Origin of the sequence: Paraburkholderia unamae (assembly GCF_003268775.1) — a bacterium.
GTDB lineage: Bacteria > Pseudomonadota > Gammaproteobacteria > Burkholderiales > Burkholderiaceae > Paraburkholderia > Paraburkholderia unamae.
Map to the genome: position 1 here is coordinate 129,868 of NZ_QLSU01000019.1, position 18,029 is coordinate 147,896.

13 protein-coding genes are annotated in these 18,029 nt (G+C 62.4%); 7 read left to right on the forward strand and 6 right to left on the reverse strand.

The genetic code is table 11. The annotated features are described in order from the left end of the window. Positions 1–36 precede the first annotated feature (36 nt). The 3 genes from cydD to C7401_RS27785 are packed head-to-tail and all read left to right on the forward strand — an operon-like array spanning position 37 to position 4,071. The gene (cydD, locus tag C7401_RS27775; RefSeq protein WP_112174631.1) at positions 37–1,800 is read left to right on the forward strand and encodes a thiol reductant ABC exporter subunit CydD; all 1,764 of its coding nucleotides are present in this window, start codon (positions 37–39) and stop codon (positions 1,798–1,800) included. Between the two features lie 29 nt (positions 1,801–1,829). Then, on the forward strand, positions 1,830–3,536 hold the full coding sequence (gene cydC, locus C7401_RS27780) for a thiol reductant ABC exporter subunit CydC (RefSeq protein ID WP_224043879.1): 1,707 nt from the start codon (positions 1,830–1,832) through the stop codon (positions 3,534–3,536). 25 nt (positions 3,537–3,561) lie between these two features. Next, positions 3,562–4,071 (forward strand): hypothetical protein, encoded by a 510-nt coding sequence (locus C7401_RS27785; RefSeq protein WP_112174633.1) that lies wholly within the window; start codon positions 3,562–3,564, stop codon positions 4,069–4,071. Positions 4,072–4,393: 322 nt separating this feature from the next. Here the strand turns inward: C7401_RS27785 and C7401_RS27790 are convergent, their stop codons facing one another. Further along, positions 4,394–5,116, reverse strand: coding sequence for an IS6 family transposase (locus tag C7401_RS27790; RefSeq protein ID WP_372460499.1), 723 nt, complete (start codon positions 5,114–5,116; stop codon positions 4,394–4,396). Between the two features lie 1,391 nt (positions 5,117–6,507). Here C7401_RS27790 and C7401_RS27800 point away from each other — a divergent pair. The 4 genes from C7401_RS27800 to C7401_RS27815 all read left to right on the forward strand — a co-directional run bounded on the left by C7401_RS27800 (position 6,508) and on the right by C7401_RS27815 (position 11,031). Continuing rightward, positions 6,508–6,732, forward strand: coding sequence for a hypothetical protein (locus C7401_RS27800; protein ID WP_112174635.1), 225 nt, complete (start codon positions 6,508–6,510; stop codon positions 6,730–6,732). A gap of 2,226 nt (positions 6,733–8,958) precedes the next feature. Continuing rightward, positions 8,959–9,624 (forward strand): hypothetical protein, encoded by a 666-nt coding sequence (locus tag C7401_RS27805; protein ID WP_112174636.1) that lies wholly within the window; start codon positions 8,959–8,961, stop codon positions 9,622–9,624. 11 nt (positions 9,625–9,635) lie between these two features. Next, the gene (locus C7401_RS27810; RefSeq protein WP_112174637.1) at positions 9,636–10,325 is read left to right on the forward strand and encodes a hypothetical protein; all 690 of its coding nucleotides are present in this window, start codon (positions 9,636–9,638) and stop codon (positions 10,323–10,325) included. 10 nt (positions 10,326–10,335) lie between these two features. Continuing rightward, complete coding sequence (locus C7401_RS27815; protein ID WP_112174638.1) at positions 10,336–11,031, forward strand: RES family NAD+ phosphorylase; 696 nt, start codon at positions 10,336–10,338, stop codon at positions 11,029–11,031. 240 nt (positions 11,032–11,271) lie between these two features. Here the strand turns inward: C7401_RS27815 and C7401_RS27820 are convergent, their stop codons facing one another. The 5 genes from C7401_RS27820 to C7401_RS27840 form a co-directional block, all read right to left on the reverse strand. After that, entirely contained in the window at positions 11,272–11,688 is a 417-nt protein-coding gene (locus C7401_RS27820; protein ID WP_112174639.1) for a plastocyanin/azurin family copper-binding protein, read from the reverse strand. Between the two features lie 176 nt (positions 11,689–11,864). Continuing rightward, the gene (locus C7401_RS27825) at positions 11,865–12,380 is read right to left on the reverse strand and encodes a DUF2127 domain-containing protein (RefSeq protein ID WP_112174640.1); all 516 of its coding nucleotides are present in this window, start codon (positions 12,378–12,380) and stop codon (positions 11,865–11,867) included. Further along, entirely contained in the window at positions 12,373–15,486 is a 3,114-nt protein-coding gene (locus tag C7401_RS27830; protein WP_112174641.1) for an efflux RND transporter permease subunit, read from the reverse strand. The genes C7401_RS27825 and C7401_RS27830 overlap by 8 nt, the downstream gene beginning before the upstream one ends. Before the next feature lie 53 nt (positions 15,487–15,539). Then, positions 15,540–16,619 carry an efflux RND transporter periplasmic adaptor subunit gene (locus C7401_RS27835; RefSeq protein ID WP_112174642.1) on the reverse strand — a complete coding sequence of 360 codons (1,080 nt, stop codon included), beginning with the start codon at positions 16,617–16,619 and terminating at the stop codon, positions 15,540–15,542. Then, positions 16,616–18,013: a TolC family protein gene (locus C7401_RS27840; RefSeq protein WP_112174643.1), complete on the reverse strand. Its 1,398-nt coding sequence runs from the start codon at positions 18,011–18,013 to the stop codon at positions 16,616–16,618. Before C7401_RS27840 ends, C7401_RS27835 begins: the two co-directional genes overlap by 4 nt. Positions 18,014–18,029 lie beyond the last annotated feature (16 nt).

Here is an 18,029-nt window from a genome sequence, read left to right on the forward strand (position 1 = left end):
ATTATAGGAGCCGCTGCGCTCACCAGGTATTCGCATATGTCCTCATCACAGGCACAGGCAGGTAAAACTATCGATCGCTGGCTCGCCGGACGCGCCGCGTCCGTTCGCGTCGGCATCGCAAGCGTAGTCACGCTCGGCATGGCGTCGGGTTTGCTCTTGATGGGGCAGGCAGCGTTGCTTGCGTGGACCCTGAGCGCCGTGGTGATGGACGGAGCCGGGCTTGCCCGGGTGTGGCCAGCGCTGGTGGCAATGTTGCCGATCTTCGCCCTGCGCTTCGTGCTGATCCGGCTGGCGGAGCGCACGGCCTTCACGAGTGCCGCCTCCATGCGGCAGACACTGCGCGGCGAACTGTTGCGCAAGTTGCAGGCGCTCGGTCCGGTGTGGCTCCGTGGTGAAGCGACCGGGGCGCTTGCGACTCATCTCGTCCAGGGTGTCGAGGCGATCGAGGGCTACTACGCGCGATGGCTGCCGGGGCGTGCGCTGACGGTCCTGCTGCCGTTCGCCATCCTGATCGTCATATTTCCGGTGGACTGGACTTCAGGGCTCGTACTGCTGATTACGGCGCCGTTGATTCCGCTGTTCATGATCTTGCTGGGCAAGGCCGCAGCCGAGGCGAGCCAGCGTCAGTGGACGCTGCTCGCGCAACTGGGCGCGCGGTTTCTCGACTCCTTGCAGGGCATCACGACGCTGAGGCTCTTCAATGCGGGTCGGCGCGAGGCGGCCGTCGTCGCACGGTTGTCGGAGGCGTATCGCAGCAGCACCATGAAGGTGCTGAGGGTCGCCTTCCTGTCGTCGGTCGTACTGGAATTTCTCGCCACGCTGGGTATCGCGGTGGTCGCCGTATTGGTGGGTTTTCACTTGTTTTACGGGAAAATCCCACTGCTGCGCGGGCTGTTCGTCCTGTTACTCGTGCCTGAGTTCTATATCCCGCTGCGCACGATGGGAAGCCATTATCACGAGCGGCTCGACGCGATCGCCGCAGCCGAACGCATCATGGAAATACTCGATCTCCCCACGCCGGCCGAAACCGGTGCGCGGCTGCCGTTGCCGGCCGCGAGCGATTACACCATCCGCTTCGACGATGTGCGTCATGTCTGGCCGACCGGGCAGGCCGCGCTCGACGGACTGCATTGCGTCGCGCAAGCCGGGCGTATCACGGCGCTGGTCGGGCCGAGTGGCGCAGGCAAGAGCACGGTGCTCAACCTGTTGCTGGGGTTTGCACGACCGACGGCCGGAACGATTTCCATCAACGGCCAGCCGCTGAACGAGACCGACCTCGACGACTGGCGTTCGCGAGTCGCATGGGTCCCGCAGCGCCCCCACGTTTTTGCCGGCACGGTACTGGACAATCTGCGGATCGCCCGGCCCGATGCCGACCGTGCCGCCGTGCGCGCGGCTGCGGCAAGCGCGGGCGCCGACGCATTTATTCAGTCGCTGCCGCATGGATACGACACCCAGCTCGGCGAGCGTGGCGCCGGGCTCTCGGGCGGGCAGATCCAGCGGCTCGCGCTGGCCCGCGCGTTCCTGAAAGACGCCCCGGTGTTGCTGCTCGACGAGCCGACTGCGTGCCTCGACGCCGATACCGAGGCGACGATCCACGATTCGCTGCGGCACCTCGCGCGCGGGCGGACCGTGCTGTTGATCGCGCACCGGCTTGCCACCGCAGCCCTGGCCGATACGATTGTCGTCATGGAGCAGGGCAGGGTCGTGCAGTCGGGCGCGCACGGGCAACTTGCGGCTGCGCAGGGACTTTATCGTCAACTCATTGAGGCTCAAGCCGATACGGAGGCCCGCACATGAAAGCGACTCCTCGCATCTCGCAGCCAGCGATGGACGACGGCGCCGTCGCTCGTGCCGACCTGTGGCGGCTCATCGCATTGTTTCGCCCTTACTGGTTATGGATGGCGGCGGGAGCGGCGTTGTCGCTGGCGACCGTGCTTGCCAACGTTGCGCTAATGGCCATTGCGGGTTGGTTCATTGCGTCGATGGCGCTGGCGGGCGTCACGCATCTCGCATTCGACTATTTCACGCCTGCCGCGCTGATCCGCGCCTGCGCGATCGTCCGCACAGGCGGCCGGTATCTCGAGCGGCTCGTTACGCACGAAGCGACGTTGCGGCTGCTCGCGCGGTTGCGCGTATGGCTCTATGTCCGCATCGAACCTCTCGCTCCGGCCGGGCTCGGACAGGTACGCGGCGCGGACCTCGCCACGCGCATTCAGTCCGACATCGACAGTCTCAGCAATCTCTATCTTCGCGCGCTCGTGCCCGTGGTTGCGGGTGGCGTTGGGACGCTGGTCATTGTCGCGATCGTGTCCGCGTACAGCGCTCCTGTCGCGGTGATCACGTTCGTGTTCTTGTTGCTGGCAGGGGCCGTGCTGCCTTGTTTCGGCTTTGCGTCGACGCGCGAACCGGCCCGTGCCTGTATTGCCTTGCGGGCCGAATTGCACGAAATCGTGGTGGACAGTCTGCAAGGGCTGGGCGAGCTTCAGGTCTACGGGGCTGCGCCCGCATACGCTCAAAAGGTCGACCGGTTATCGGCGCGGTTGATCGGCCAGCAGAAAACGATTAGTCATGCTAGAGGAACGTCCCAGGGCGCTCTCGCCGCTTGTGCATCGGGCGCGATGTGGTGTGCGTTGCTGCTCGCCATCCCACGACTGGCATCTCCTTCGCTGTCGCCCGCCGACATGGCCATGTTGGCGTTTCTGGTGTTTGCAAGTTTCGAGGCGGTCATGCCAATCCCTGCGGCGCTCCAGCTTGTCGGCGAGAGCCTTGCCGCCGCGCGCCGCATCTTCGAGCTGGCCGATGCCACGCTCCCGGTTCAGGATCCCGCCGAGCCGGTTGCGCTCACAGCGCGAAACGATCTGGTCGTGAGTCATCTGGAGTTCCGGTATGACGAAACGTCGCCTTGGGTGCTACGCGATCTTTCGTTCGATCTTCCGGCTGGCGGCCGGCTTGCGATAGTCGGAGCAAGCGGCGCAGGCAAGAGTACGCTCGTGCAGCTGTTGCTGCGCTTTCTGGAGTATTCGAATGGAAGCATTGAGCTGGGAGGCGTGGATCTGCGCGATTGCGCCGCCGACGCGGTGCGCGCCCGCATCGCCGTCGTTTCGCAGGATACGTATCTCTTCAACGACACGATCCGGGCGAATCTGCTGATCGCGCGGCCGGACGCAGACCAGACAAGCCTCGAGGCAGCGTGCCGCGATGCACAGCTGCATGAGTTCATCTGCGGTCTGCCGCGTGGCTACGACACACAGGTTGGCGAAGCGGGGACAAGGCTGTCGGGAGGGCAGGCGCGGCGGCTTGCCATTGCTCGCGCACTTCTGCTCGACGCACCGATCCTGGTACTGGACGAACCGACCGAGGGGCTGGACACGGTGACCGCGCAGGCCTTGATGAGCGCCATCGTCAGGCTGATGGCGGGGCGCAGCGTCGTGCTCATTACGCACAAGCTGACCGACGCGACACGGGAGTTCGACAAGATTCTCGTGCTGGACGAATCGATCGAGATGCACGCTTTATCAGCCACGATGTTCTGATGACTTCCGGCGAAACGGGCCGTAAATGGATCTAGCAACGCTTAAGCAAATTGAAGACCTGAAGCGCAAAGCCGATGAATATCGGTCTCAACGGCTTTCAAGGGTGACCAAGGCTTCGGAAGCTTTCAGTGAAACGATTGAGACAGACTTCTCCACGCATTTCGAAACGGCTGGGTTCACGGTGTCGCCCGTGCCTCAGGGGATCGATGCGTGCTATGGCACACTCGTTTTCGCACTGCGTAGAAGTGTGGCCTCGGAAAGCGGCACGACCGACTCCTTCACCTTGTCCGGCGGCCCGCTGCAAGCGCCCCTGGAGATCTTCGTCGTTCACGAAGGACCGCCGGATTGGAGCTTCCCAACGACCGTCACAGGCGAGCATTCAGAACTCGAGCAAGCGCGTCGCGCGCTAGACTTTGCGTATAGGGCAATAGACGGACCACTCGCACGTTTCAAGTTATTGCTGTGCGAAAACAGCGGCAACACCTGCTACACGTCGATGGCGGATCTTCTCAACCAATTTCTCCCGCAGTCTTGATTCTGATCGCGCGAAGTCAAGGCGTTCAAGGATAACGTCAAAGGTCGTCCAGACACGCCTGCGGGTAACTTGACTGACTTTCCATCGACCGGCTTCGAGTCCGGTCCGTTCGGCTCGCGGCGGTTCTGGGCCAGGCAGGCGCGAGAGATCGGCGGCAGGGGGAAGTGAGCGCTTCGGGCTTTTCGCAGAATGTCACATTGACATCGGTTGGTGTAACACTGACGCTGCACGCGGCCGTTTGACCCGAGCGTGAGCGGCACGTACATGGGTTCTGTCGCGGTAAGACCGATCGATTGGCCAAATCCAATATGGTATGGATTCCTCATCTAGCCAGCGAATAGAACTGCTGTGCGGGAGTTTGACCGATGCGGCTATCGTCCAGCTGCCCCTTGACGATCATGTGCATGACTTCGATGCCGCCCAGGAGAATGCGGGCGCAACGAAATTTCTTGAACCCGAGCATCGGGCGGGTCCGGCGCTTTATCGCTCGGTGGTCCTGTTCGACGATGTTATTCAGATACTTCGACTGACGGATCCTGATCGGCGTCTCGCGCTCCGCGTTGATCGACTCAAGCGCAGTGAGATTCGCCCCGCTTTTATCGATCGTCACCACCTCGGGTTCGCCGTTCTGCTCGATCGATTTTTCGAAGTAGCGCTTCGCGGCAGCCTTGTCACGGTGGGCGCGCAGCAGGAAATCGATCGTGTCTCCCGCCTTGTCCACGGCCCGGTACAAGTACTTCCACCGTCCCTTGACTTTGAGATACGTCTCATCTACGCGCCAGCTCCTGCCGACTGCCCGCTTGCGACGTCGGAACGTCTTTTCCAGAACGGGCAGCAACTTGATCACCCACCGGTGCACGGTCGAATGGTCGACATCGATGCCGCGCTCAGCCATCATCTCCTCGAGATTTCGCAGGCTCAGCCCATAAGCCACATACCAGCGCACGCACATCAGGATAACATCGAGCGGATAGTGCAGTCGCTTCAGAACCTTCGCGATACCAAGCGCAAGTGCCGTTCTCGGCGTCGGTGCCTTCTTCATCATGGGGTCAGTGTCGTTTCATCAGACGCGCATTCTAGCGCCCCCGCGCTAATGCGACACAACCACACTGAAGTGGCTCAGGAAAGAGCGTGAGCGTCGCTTGCGCGCAGCGGCAGCCTTACTGCGCAAGGACTGGAAATAGGTCTGCCAGTCACGGGCGCACTCTTGCACGGCGGGCCGCTCAGAGGTGGCCGTGCACACGGCTCGGCTCCCGCGATCTACCGAGCGGTGCGCGGGCCCGGTCACGTTCCACGGCATAGGGGGCATTCGAGCAAAGCAGGCGGCGACACGTCCGGGCTACATCCACTCATGACTAATATGATTAGAATACCTAACCAAAATAACATAAGCCTTATTATCGTACTTTTATTTATCTGTATTCCAAATAGGCGACCGCACGCGCCGGGCAGAATGTCCGCTCGGTCGAACTCGAGTTCCACAGGGTAACGTGCACCCCGACGCCGAACGCGCGGTGTGCAATCGCATCCGGGATGCAGAAAAGCGGCTGCTACGTCCTCTCGCCGCTGCTTTTCCCCCCACGCGCCTGCTCTGGCTGGATTTTCCCGACGACATGCATGCGCCGGAGGTTGTGGATCCCCGCATGCGTGTTGCCCTGCATAGAGAAACTGCAAACGACACCTGACATGATTTCCAATTCGCCGCGAGTCACGCTCATTGTTGCCTTAGTCACGCAGCCAATGACTGTATAGCGATGCTTCCAGAATGCGTCTCGACGATGTTACGCGCCGGTTCAGCATGAGAAACATCGTCCGCGCACCGTCGGCGAAGGTGCGACGCCAACTCGCGGTATCGGTAAATGCCGAAATGGCTGATCGTTGCGCTCGTGCTAGGATTTCCCCAACAGGGGAGGAAAAGCGATGGCAGTACACGCTATAACTGCGGTTCGGATGGACGGGAATTCGCAAAGGGTCACACACGTGCTTTGGGGCCAGGTGTCCGTGAGTGGAGAACAATTTGAGGTCGCTCCGCACCCATCGCCTGTAATCGAAGTGGTGGATGCACTGGCTAAGGGCGACACCGTCGTAACAGTCTTTCCACTGGATGGACAGCGTGTCGCCGGCCCAGAGGTCCGACGCGTTATCGACCAGGCTGGACGCGAAGGCATTGAAATGGTGGTCGCTGATTCCGATGCGGGTCGAACGCTCGCGGACCTGCCACGGCTTGATCACGAATAGACCGGGTCGGCTCCAACGGGTGCAGTACCCCCGCCCATGTACTGACGCCGAGCACTTGTCTTGAGTGATTCGGTCCCCGTCGATGGGAATGCGGTTACCTGTTCGGATACGTCCTTTGATGCCTATCGCGGCTCGGAATTTGCGCATCGAAGGACATCCATTGGTAAATCTCCGCACCGGCGGGAAGGGAGTTAAGGCATGAACGACCGGCCCATTTGCATAGGCGCACAGGAATACAAGGTGACCGCTTTGTCGAGCGGTCTGGGGCGCTGGATAGCGCGCATCGTCCACACTGACCACGCGGCTTGCCCGGCCACCATGGAGGTTGCCGATATTCAAGGTGACTTCGGAACGGTTGAAGAGACCCTTGATTCCGGCGTCCGCCTCTGCAAGCACATGGCGAAGCGTTTCGCGGTGCAATAACTGCTCAAAGGCCCCATACGCTTGTCTCTGAACACGCTTCACCTCCCGCGCAGTCAATGCGCTCGATCTTCGCGATAATCAGAGCGTTGGCTCGCGCCTCGGTGTCGATGGCTTCCACCATAGCGCAGACCACGGCCACAGAAAAGTGTTGTGAGGCACTGAAAGGCTTGGAACGCATAGCAGGCAACGGCGAGGGTGGCCGCCCTCCACCTGCCGCGCTCGCTCGGATAGCACATCGCGTTTAACCAGGGTACGTTGCCATGTCGCCAGGAGAGTTCTGATCGTCGTTCCCGTCCCCTTGGCCGGCCCGGCGACGCAGAATACGCAAGCCCCGCGCCTCCCGGGACGTTCACGATTCCCGATGAGATGCAAGGGCAAAATTTTTCACCAGCAGTATTGCTCCTTGGTTCCCATGCGGTATACGCTTCGTTCTGCGCGGGGAGCAAAAAAAGTTTGTTTTTTGATGCATATTTTTCGCGCCGGTTTTTGGAGAGGTCTCCCGACCTACCCAAAAAAGAGCCCCGGCTCTCGCCAGGGCTTCCCGTTAGGTGATGATGGAAACTAGCGAATCGAACGCGCGGTGTACCCACACATGAAACGTATTCGATCCGGCTAGCGCGACGGCTAGCTCAATGGCTAGCCTTGCGAAAAAATCGCTGAGCATTGCCGTGCTCCTTTTAGGTGGTCGGAGCGTGGTGAAGTTAGGCTTGTGGCTCTTACGGCCCCGCAGGTGGCAGCCTGCGGTGGCTGGAAGTGCCCTATCTTTTCGGCTGGAAGCGCCTATCCCTAGCTCCCAGCTATCGCACACTCTAGCGGAATAAATGAGCCGATCAAACGGCTTTTTTTGCTGGTCCTATCTTGACAAGACCGCAAGCCAAGCAGCCCGGGAGCCCCCGCCGCACGGGCTTTCGAGTGGTCTGCGAAGCGCGCGCAAAGTGGCCGTCTTTATCCACGCGTATTGCACAAGATTTCAGCACTTTCCGGAGCTTCACAACACTACATATGGCATTGGGTCGGTCGTCTCCCGATGCCGTCAATCACGAGGAGCTCGAGGAGCGTGACGTTGATACTTTGCCTGCGCATGATCTATTCGACGTCGTACACGTCCCCGAACTTGCAGCGCTTAACGTAAAAGAGGCCCGGGAAGGGGCCTCGGTGAAAACTTCAGCTTTCTGCTGACTGTGCTACTCTGAGCGCATCCGTTGAAAATTCAACGCGGTGCAACGCGCACAGATCCGCTCAATGTGCCATCGCAATGGCGATATACACCGTGCCGGCACAGTAGTACACGCCGGCAAGCAGCAAGTACAGGTTTGCTGTACCCATGTGCCTCCTCAAAGGTTGGTTGCATGGCTCGAAGGGTCCGTCCTGTATCTTTCCTAGGGACGCTGGACGGTTCCCTTCCCCTTCACAAAACGGCGCGAAATTCTCGCGCCGTTTGCTTTTTGGGCGCACAAAGCATCACGCCCGAATCAATGCTAACAGGTTCAAGACCCCTTGCCTGGAATTGGCGGTTCCCCGAATCCCGTTTGCGAGCGTTGTCCCGTCTGTTTGGCGGATCGGAAGGCGTGTGCCGACGCTTTGTAGTTGCCGACGAAAGTATCCTTGATACCGTTCCGCACGCTCACCATGGCGCGCCGCCCAAAAGCCGGTACAGCGTCACGCGCGAGATCACTTTTCGTCGACGAACGACATCATCACGTGCTCCTCGTCGATCTTCATGATGTTGTCGACGATCTCCACCACGCCGTGCATCACCCAGACGACCAGCTCGCGCACTTCGTCATCATGCTGCCGGACCCACGAAACGGATCGACGACAAGTCAGGCGCGCGGCCACACTTGCCACGCTCGCGACCGTAAAGCTCGAAACCGCGATACACCGCCGCGCCCTCGACGATCTGTTAGCCCGGCAGGTCAAACCACTCCCGCGGCTGGCTGTCCATCTGGTAAGGCTGCTCGAGGTGGTGACACAAACGCCCGCCGGCCGGAGCTTTTCGCGGCTGGCATGGCCGCGAAGGTCTACCTGGGTCGCAACGCCGCCCCAGCGCGGCAGAGCGACCTTGCCCGGTCCGCAGCCTCACGGTGAGCGCGCCAGTACCGTAGCAGGGCATTCGGTGTCCGCATCGAGCGCGAAAAATCAGAAAACCGCGAAAAATAAAAATAGTGCGAAAAATGCGAAAATGTGTATAATCGTTTTATCCCACAGTCCGCGAGGGCCGATCGCATGCCTAACCTTCCGCAGCTTGCACACCACTTCGTGATTGTTGCCAACGAGTTCGGGCGACTGTTCGTCCCGGTCACGCGTGCGGTGCGACCGGGTGAGTATGCCTTGCGCGAACCGAGCGTAGAGGTGACTGTCGGGCGTGAGCCGCTGGAATGGGATATTGAGCCTCCGCGATATTTCGGGGGCGTCGTCACGGAAATGAGGCTCGGGAGTTTGAGCAATAGAGATGACGTTTCGGGTGAATCGTCGGGCAACGCTGGTTTCGAATTCGAGGACCGATACGGGTTGGCTGAAGTCCGGCAGGGGGCAGCTTTTGCCACGAGCGGCCTAGGCGCGATCTGGGAACGATGGATCGCCAAGGTCCAACGCGCGCCCCGGCGCCAAGCCCTGGCGCGTGCCTGGCGGGTTCAAGAACCGTCCCGCGTGAGAAGGTACATGCTTGTGGAAGGTCTCCTCGTTTCGGCGGGGCGGCTCGCAAAGGATTATTTGCTCGAGACCTTGCGTGAACTTTCAGCCAGCCATCGTGATCTGGCCAGCAAGCGCGCGCTCGCGCGCGTCGCACACATGCACGTCCGGCCAACCAGCGGTCCGGCGGCTGAAACGGGTAGTGCAGCGGCGATCGCCAAGCGGATGAACCCGCTTGGCGCTCCCCCGCATCTCGTCTGAAGGAGACCGATATGCCACATGTAATTGACGACCGAAACCACGGATCCAGCGGAATCAAGATTCATGCGATTCTGGCTGAGGGAGACCGTAGTACCGGCGCGCGCGCAGCGCGGGATGTAGCCGAGATTTTCGCGACGGATATTGAAGGCGTCCTGCGCGAGAAAATGGCACCCGGTCTGGTTGATGAGCAGCTTCATCGCCTGGTTCGCAAGGCTCTTGAGGACCGTCTCACCACGATGCTTGTCATCGAGGCGGGAGTGTCGCAAGCGGCTGTGCCGGCGTCGTTGCCTGTGGGCAATCTCAAGCCCTCGGATGTGATAGGACAGGAACTGGTTCAACTCTCGCTCGCCAGCTTGTATCGATGCGTGGACACGAACCGGTTCTATTGCGTGAAGCCACCCGGCCAGAGCAATGGCCGCGTGTTTCCGGAATGGCAGTTTGTACAGCCGGTGCCCGAATTGCTTCCTGCCGTCTTGTCTGCGCTTCGAGGGTCGGCGACGACTGAGGTTCACGCCTTTCTCGTGACCGCTCGGGACGAGCTCAACGAGCTTGCGCCGGCCGAATTGTTGGCCGGCAAGCCGTTCGCAGGCCGTGGAGAACTCCACAGCAGCCAGAAGCGTCTTTTGCAACTGCCTGCTGCGGAACGACAACGGCGCGTTCTTGTCTCTGCCGAGCGTCAAAGGGAAGGTGTGGAGCGCTAAACGGCCCACCATGCAGAAAAACATCGAGCTGGACCCGCCCGGCGACTTCGTCGCAGCAATGCCGTCCGTCGGGCAAATCATCGCTGGTCTCGCTAATGAGACCGTACTCATCAGTAGTCGGGAACCTCTTTACCGTGCGGCGTGGTCGCCCCACGCGATTCTCCCGGTACAGGCATCGCGCCCGTATCGCTTTGGTCCGCCTGATGCCCTCCGCGCGGCAGACGGTACAGTGCCGTTCTGGTGGTTGTATCTCGCGCCGATGACCGACACGACGGTTTGGGAGGCACGTTTTTGCCTGAACGACGTCACGCGCCCCGGGACGTTCTACATCGACCCGGCCGCCGAGCGCAACGGACTGATCGCAACGCTGTCATTCCCCCGAGACTTGCTGCTATGGAACCTCAACGGTGAGGCATCGAGCCGCCTCGGCATTTATGACCAGCTGTCGAGTCCGGATTACGACTGGTGCCAGGAGTTCGGCGCCCGCGTGCATGCAGCCATGGCGCAGATCGACGTTCAGTCGAGGCCTGATGGATTCATGTATCCGTCGCGTCGCGTGCGTGGCTACGCGGCAATCGTTCTGTCGTCGGAAGCGGTTGGGTCGATGCGTACCCAGGTGACGTCGCAATGCGAAAAGTTTGTCGACCATCCAGTCTATGAGCGACTGCGCGACCATCCGCTACGCGTGCCACCGCCGCTCGCCTGAGTTCTGATATCGAGGGACCCACCCAGGTGTCCTTTTGATTTTCGTGCAGGATTCCGGTTAGGCTCACCACGTCTGGTGAGGCTTTGCCTTGTGCCCCCTCAATATTTTTAATTTAAAATCAACTTGTTGCTGACTACTTCGCTAACCACTGTCGGCTGACGTAGACCGAAATGAATCTGTCGCTGGCTAACAGGAGTGGACGCATGCTTTATCGGCCATCTTGTGGGTTTGCAGTGGAACCTACGGCGTCACGACAAGCTCCGTATGCATTCCCGCTGCATAGTGTCCCGGCTTGTTGCAGATCAGCGCGTAGTGTCCGGGCGCAAGCTTGAATGACACGCGCTTGCTGTTTCCCGGTGCGATATCTTCGATTTCACCGATCTTGTTGAGCCTGCGCTCAAGCACCTTTCCTTTACTGACGGGGAGTGCATCGTCCGAGAGATCTGTCTTGAGCACAACGAGTTCGTGTTCCATGTTGTTGTTCGCAGCATTCCTGACTTCTAGTGTGATGTGGCCTGCCTTCACGTTGTGCGTCCCAAGCTGGATCGAGTTCGATAGCAGTGTCGCGTTGACGGTTTGTTCCGCCCAGCTTGCATGTGATGTCATCCCGAGTGTGATCACGCCGGCGAGGATAGTGAATCTGGAAGTCGCATACATGGTCGCCTCCTTTGTGCATCGACATATCGCGCATGCCACGCGTCGAGTGATTACCGCGCGCAGTTTTTTTGGGCGCGCAAACGCCTCTGCCGGTTGGATGGCATGAACGCATTCTGCGCCGCGCAATACGTGAAGTAAGCGTGGACGATGGCGGGTATATTCCAGGTCCGCCCCACTCACGAACCCAGGATGGCGATCTTGCGGCTGTTTTGAAGATACCGGTACTCGTGCCACGTGAGGACGATGACGACAGCGTCCAGTGCCGTCACCAGCAGTAACCAGACCGAATGGGTGTTCGTGAAGCGGTAGGTCTGGTAGGCGATGAACAGCGCGAAGATAACGATCGAGACAGGGAAGTACCAGAGTTTTTCGCGCAGCAAACCGGCCACGAGCCAGAGCTTTATCACCCCGTGTCCAAGCAGATAGAGCGCGGCGAATCGCTGGGCATCGACAGACAGGTGCTGCACGGTGTGAAGGAGAAGGTTTGCCACGAGATCGTGTGGATCCTCGGCAAACTCATCACGGGTGACCCACAGCACAAGCGCCAGAAAGTACCGTTGCGGGACCAGCCAGGTCGCGACACCGGCGGCAATTTCGGCAATCGCGAAGACTGCCTTGAAGCCCAAAGTCAATTCGAACAGCAGGTGCAGGTTCTTCTCGCCCGGTGACCTCCTTTTGTCCGTCTCATGCATTCGTGGTCCCCGGTTCTGCGGCTTCGTCGCGCGCGAAGCGGCCGTAGCGCAAGGCCAGCGTTGGCAGGACGATCAGGTTCAGCGCGGTCGATGTGAGCAGGCCGCCAAGGATGACAATGGCCATCGGCCCTTCGATTTCGTTGCCTGGCGCGCCGCTCGTCACGGCGAGCGGCGCGAGCGCGAGCGCGGTGACCAACGCGGTCATGAGGATCGGCACGAGCCGTTCCGACGCGCCGCGCACAGCGGTGTCGGTAGTCCATGCCAACCCTTCGATGTGCACCAGATGCTCGTAATGGCTAATCAGCATGATCGAATTGCGCAGCGAGATGCCGAGCAGCGTGACGAAACCCACCATGCTGCCAAGCGACAGGTTCCCGCCGGTGAGCACCACGCCCAGCACGCCACCCACGAGTGCGAAGGGCAGGTTGATCAGAACCAGCAACACGGCGCGCCGGTTTTTCATCGCGAGGAATAGCAGCAACGCGATGCCCACCAGCGCCATCCCGCCGTACGCGAGCAGGTCGCGCTGCGACTGCGCGCGCTCTTCGCTCTCGCCGCTGAAAACGGCGTACGTACCCGTCGGCATCCTGATCTCGCGATTCACACGCGCCTGCGCTTCCTTCACGAAGTCACTGACCGCCCGGCTGCCGAGATTCACCGACACCGTCTGCACGCGCTGGCCGCCGCCGTGCGTGATCTGGTAGCGGCCGGCGACCTGCCAGATCGTCGCGAGCGTGGAAAGCGGCACGGAAAATCCATCTGCATTGCTTAGCATGAGTTTGCCCACGTCGCTGACCGATCTGCGCTGTGCCGGGTCGAGCACGACGGCGACGTCATAGGCGCGCCCGCCCTCGTAGATTTGCGTGACGGTTACACCGGCATACGCAGCCTGGATCGCGTCGAGCACTTCGACCGGGCGAAAGCTCCAGCGGCTCAGTGCGTCCGGATTGAGCTTCACGTCCAGTTCGGGAATGCCAGGTGGCGAATCCACCCGCACGCTGGCGACGCCGTGGATCGTACCGATCAACTGGGCAATCTGCTGCGCCGTTCGATCGATGACGTCGAGATTGCTGCCGAAGACATTCACAACCACGGGCGCTGTCGTACCCGAAATGGTTTCGTCGATCCGCTCTTCGAGAAACGTGTTGACCGAGGTGGAGAGGCCCGGAAAGCGCGCCAGCGCCTGTCGGATCCGGTATAGCGCCCAGTGCTGGGCCGATGCCCCCATCGGCTTGAGGTCGACCTCGAACTCGGAGAGCTGCACGCCGGTCGGGTCGACCACGCCGTTCGCGCGGCCCGCCCGTTGCGCGACGAGCCGCACGCCCGGCACCTGCATCAGCGCTTGCGAGACCTGCGTGCCGACCCGCATCGATTCCGCGAGCGAGGTGCCCGGCGCGAGCCCCATGTGAACGGTGTAGTGCCCTTCGCGCAGTTGCGGAATGAAGCTTCCGCTCATGAAGGGAAGCGACGCGAGCGCGGCGGCGCACATCACCGCGATGATCGTCATGATCGCCGTCACATGCTGTTCGACTTTCGTGAGCAGTGCGATGTAGCGGATCTTGAGGCGGCCGATCAGGCGAGGTTCCCGCTCCGGCAAGGGCCCCTTCGCCAGCAGTGCGAGCGCCATCGCGGGCGTAAGCGTGAGGGCGACGCCAAGCGACGCGAGCACAGCGAGGATATAGGCGACGCCCAGCGGGGCGAAGAGGCGTCCACCGATACCCGTGAGCGTGAGCACGGGCAAAAAGATCAGCATCACGATGAAGGTGGCGAATACCACGGCGCTGCGGACTTCGAGCGAGGCACGCAGCACGACGTGAAACGCCGGCAGCGGCTCATCCAATGTGCGGTTTTCGCGCAGGCGGCGATAGATATTCTCGACGTCGATGATGGCGTCGTCGACCACTTCGCCCAGCGCAATGGCGAGCCCGCCCAGCGTCATCGTGTTCAGACTGACGCCCAACGCGGTGAGCACGATGATCGCGACGAGCAGCGACATGGGAATCGCAACGGCGGAGATCACGGCGGTGCGCACGTTGAGCAGAAACAGGAACAGCACGGCGATGACCAGCAAGGCCCCGGCGATGAGCACCATACGCAGGTGGCCGACGGAAGCCTCGATGAAGTTGGCTGGCCGGAAGACGTCTGGATTCACGTCCACGCCCTGGCGGGTAAGTTCGGGCCCGAGCCCGGCAAGCGTCCTTTCGATGTCGCGCGTCACGGCCATCGTGTTGGTCCCGTACTGGCTCTCCATCACGACCATCACGCCGGGCCTGCCCATGATCGATGCCGCGCCCGCAGCGGGTGCGTCGCCCCAGGTCACGCTGGCGACGTCGCCAAGGCGAACCGCCGCGCCGTTGCTCGCACGCAGCACGACTCCGGCGAGTTTTTGCGGCGTGGCGATCTGGCCATCGGCGTTGACGGCAATGCGCTGATTGCGGGTCTCGATGAATCCGGCGCCGCGCACGCCCGTGGCCTGGCGCGCCGCGGCCACGACACCCTGGATCGACAGGCCGTGGCGGGTCAGCTTCGCGGGGTCGATCTGAATCTGCATCTGGCGCGTATCGCCGCCGAACACGATCACGTCGGCCACGCCGCGCGCACTCAGCAACTGCGGTTTGACGGTCCACTGCGCGATGTCGTAAAGGTCCGCGAGCGAGCGCGTCTTCGACGTCAGGCCGATGGTGCGCACGACGCTCGTCGTCGTGGTGAGCGGCAGGAGCTGGGGAGCCGGAACGCCTGCCGGAAGCGCACCCGCGAGAGCGCTGATGCGCTCGGTGACGAGCTGCCGTGTCTGCATCACGTTGGCATGGTCGTCGAAAACGAGCGTGACCGAGGAGAGGCCCTGCATGGACCGCGAGCGGATCGAGCGCAGGCCGGTCATGCCGCCGAGGGCGTTTTCGACCGGCTGTGTGACGAGGGTCTCTACCTGCTCGCTGGTCATGCCTGGCGCGGCCGTCTGCACGATGCTCATCGGCGGCGCGAATTCGGGAAAGACATCGAGCTTCGCGCGTGTGATCGAGAAGAGGCCGTAGCCGGCCGTCATGATGGCCAGCGAGAAAATGACGCCGCGAAAGCGCAGCGAAAAGCGGATGATCGCGTCAAGCATGGGACGTTGCGTGGGGTTGTTCTGGGCGCGGTCTGCACAGCCGGGTCGCGGGATCAGTCATCGCACTCCGGCGGGTCCTTGCAGGCGGTGCCGATGCTCTGCGGCCTGGTCTCTTCGGAGAGCAGCAGTTGTGCGCCCTGCGTGACGATCTGGTCGCCGGCGTGAAAGCCGGCTGTCACGCCGGCTGTCACCATGAAGCCGCGATCGCCCTCGTTGCCCGCCGGCACGTAGCGCCGCGTGAAGCGGTCCGGCGCCGTGCGCACGTAAGCCCACGTTTGACCGCCGTACCACACCACCGCCTGCCCGGGAATCAGCAGCCCGGATACCGCCTCGCTCGATGTCGGCACGCGCGCACTCGTGCGCAGGTTCGCGGGCAGTGCGGTATCGGCGACATAGAGCCACGGCGTTCCCTGTACGGCGGGATCGGCGAGCGGCGAAGCGGAGAGCCTTTGAGCGGGCACGGTATGGCCGTCGCGTGCGTCGATTGCGATTTGCACGGGCGGCGGCGCGGCGAAGCTGGAAGGCAGCGTGATACGGAGCACGACCGACTGGCCCGCCTGGAGACGCTGGAACAGCGTCGAGGCGGGCGCCGTCGCGGCGCTGGCGAGTGGAGCGCCGAACTGCTGGCGCAACGTGCCGGAAAGACCCTCCAGCGCGATTCGCGCAGACCGCAGTTTTGCCGCGTCGCCTTGCATTGCCGACTGCGCGGCCTGGAGACTTTTCTGCGAGATATTGCGGTCGTCGGCGAAGAGCGTGCGGCTGCTGTCGTACTGTGCCCGTGAGGCGGCCGCCTGAGCGCTGAACGTGTCGACGTCCGCGCGTGCGCTTGCGAGCCGGTTGCGCAGATCGAAAAGCGGCTGTAGATCGACGACCGTGGCGTCGGCGTGTATGCCGGGCTGGGTCCTGACGGCGGCAAGCGGTGCGACTTCGATGTGCCCCGCGCGCTGCGCATCGGGGCTCACGACCACGACCGTTTCGCCGTTGACCGTCTGCACGGCGGGCGGCGGTGCGGGCTGTGCCGCCGCGGCGGCCGACGCCCCGGAGTCGTCAAACGCCTGGTTGATGATGTACCAGCCCGTGCCTGCGCAGAGGGCCAGTGAAAGGGCGCAAAAGAAGATCAGCCGGAGTTTCATCGTGTCGTGCTTTCACTGAGGGTGCGGCTCGCTGCGTCGTGGTCGAGCGGCGACTGCATCGCATCTTCGAGTGCGCCGGCAGCCTGCTGGACGGCGACTTCGGCGTCCAGCCGGGCGTTTTCACTCGTCTGATAGTCGGCTTTCGCCTGTGTGAAGCTCAGCCGGTCTTCGTTGCCGGTGGAGAACGCCGCCGCCTGGCTGTCGCGTTGCCGCCGGGCCGCCGCGAGGTGGGCGTCGGCGATCTGCAATGCTTCGGTGCTCGACCGGTAGCGCGTCAGGGCGTGCGCCAGGTCGCCTATGATCCGGTCCTGGAGCGCGCCGGTGCGCACGGCCGCTTCCTTGCGTTTGGCCTCGGCCTGTTTGATGCCCCCCTGGTTCTGGTCGAAGATCGGCAACGTGATGCCGGCCAGGCCGAAGGCGATCTTGTTGGTGCCGGTGTCGTACGTGTAGCCGGGGCCGAGGTGGATGTCGGGGTACTGTTTCGCGACTTCGAGTTGAAGCGCCGATTCGGCTGCGGCGTAATCGGCAAGGGAGGCGCGCAGGTCGGCGCGATGGAAGATCGCCGTGCGCTGTGCGTCCGCCGCCGGCGGCGTGGGTGCTGCCGCGCCGAAAGCGCTCAGATCGAGCGTCACGCTGTCGAGCGCGCCGACCGGCACGCCGATGGCGGCCGCCAGTTGCGCGCGCGCGTCCGCTTCGGCGCTTCGCGCGGCGGCCAGATCGCTCTGGGCCTGGGTGTCGGCAAGCACGGCGGCGTCGACGTCGGGCTGCGAGAACTGGCCCGCTGCGAGGCGGTGGCGGCTCATGACCGTGATTTGCCGTTGGGCTTGCGCCTTCGCGGAGAGGATCACGATGCGCGCACTCGCGGCGTACAGGGCGAGCATGGCGTCCCGGACCTGCGCGCTGACCGACCACGCCGTGGTGACGATGTTCAGCCGCGCCGCTTCCGCCAGGTGCGTCGCCTGATCGACGCGATAGCCGCGCTTGTGCGCGGTCTCGATCGGGATATCGAGCGAAGGGCCCCACGTGAAGGGCGCTCCGGGCCCCGGATTGGGTGTGTTGAACTGGAACGGTAGCTGAAGGACCGGGTTGGGCAGCGCGTTGGCGACGTCGATGCCGGCGTTGGCGGTGCCCCATTGGGCGCGGGCCAGGTCGAGCGCGGGGCTGTAGTGGAACGCCGCCAGGGTGAGCAGTTCGCGGTTCCAGCGCGCGGGGGGCCACGGTGTGATCTCGTGGCCGGTTTCGCGCACGATCCATGCGTGCAGTTCGTCGTTTGCGAGCGAGCGCTGCCCGAACTCCCGGGCAATCTGGTCAGGGGCGATTGGCTGGGGATGATAGGTCGTACAGCCGCCCACCCCCGTCAAGGCGATGAAGACAATCCATAGCGCGCGGCGCATTCAGGCATCCCGTTGG

Excerpts from the sequence above, each read along its gene's own strand:
- cydC (WP_224043879.1), top strand. The coding sequence starts at position 1,830 with ATGGACGACGGCGCCGTCGCTCGTGCCGACCTGTGGCGGCTCATCGCA.
- C7401_RS27825 (WP_112174640.1), bottom strand. The coding sequence starts at position 12,380 with ATGCATGAGACGGACAAAAGGAGGTCACCGGGCGAGAAGAACCTGCAC.
- C7401_RS27785 (WP_112174633.1), top strand. The coding sequence starts at position 3,562 with ATGGATCTAGCAACGCTTAAGCAAATTGAAGACCTGAAGCGCAAAGCC.
- C7401_RS27815 (WP_112174638.1), top strand. The coding sequence starts at position 10,336 with ATGCAGAAAAACATCGAGCTGGACCCGCCCGGCGACTTCGTCGCAGCA.
- C7401_RS27790 (WP_372460499.1), bottom strand. The coding sequence starts at position 5,116 with ATGATGAAGAAGGCACCGACGCCGAGAACGGCACTTGCGCTTGGTATC.
- C7401_RS27800 (WP_112174635.1), top strand. The coding sequence starts at position 6,508 with ATGAACGACCGGCCCATTTGCATAGGCGCACAGGAATACAAGGTGACC.
- C7401_RS27820 (WP_112174639.1), bottom strand. The coding sequence starts at position 11,688 with ATGTATGCGACTTCCAGATTCACTATCCTCGCCGGCGTGATCACACTC.
- C7401_RS27835 (WP_112174642.1), bottom strand. The coding sequence starts at position 16,619 with ATGAAACTCCGGCTGATCTTCTTTTGCGCCCTTTCACTGGCCCTCTGC.
- C7401_RS27810 (WP_112174637.1), top strand. The coding sequence starts at position 9,636 with ATGCCACATGTAATTGACGACCGAAACCACGGATCCAGCGGAATCAAG.
- cydD (WP_112174631.1), top strand. The coding sequence starts at position 37 with ATGTCCTCATCACAGGCACAGGCAGGTAAAACTATCGATCGCTGGCTC.
- C7401_RS27805 (WP_112174636.1), top strand. The coding sequence starts at position 8,959 with ATGCCTAACCTTCCGCAGCTTGCACACCACTTCGTGATTGTTGCCAAC.
- C7401_RS27840 (WP_112174643.1), bottom strand. The coding sequence starts at position 18,013 with ATGCGCCGCGCGCTATGGATTGTCTTCATCGCCTTGACGGGGGTGGGC.
- C7401_RS27830 (WP_112174641.1), bottom strand. The coding sequence starts at position 15,486 with ATGCTTGACGCGATCATCCGCTTTTCGCTGCGCTTTCGCGGCGTCATT.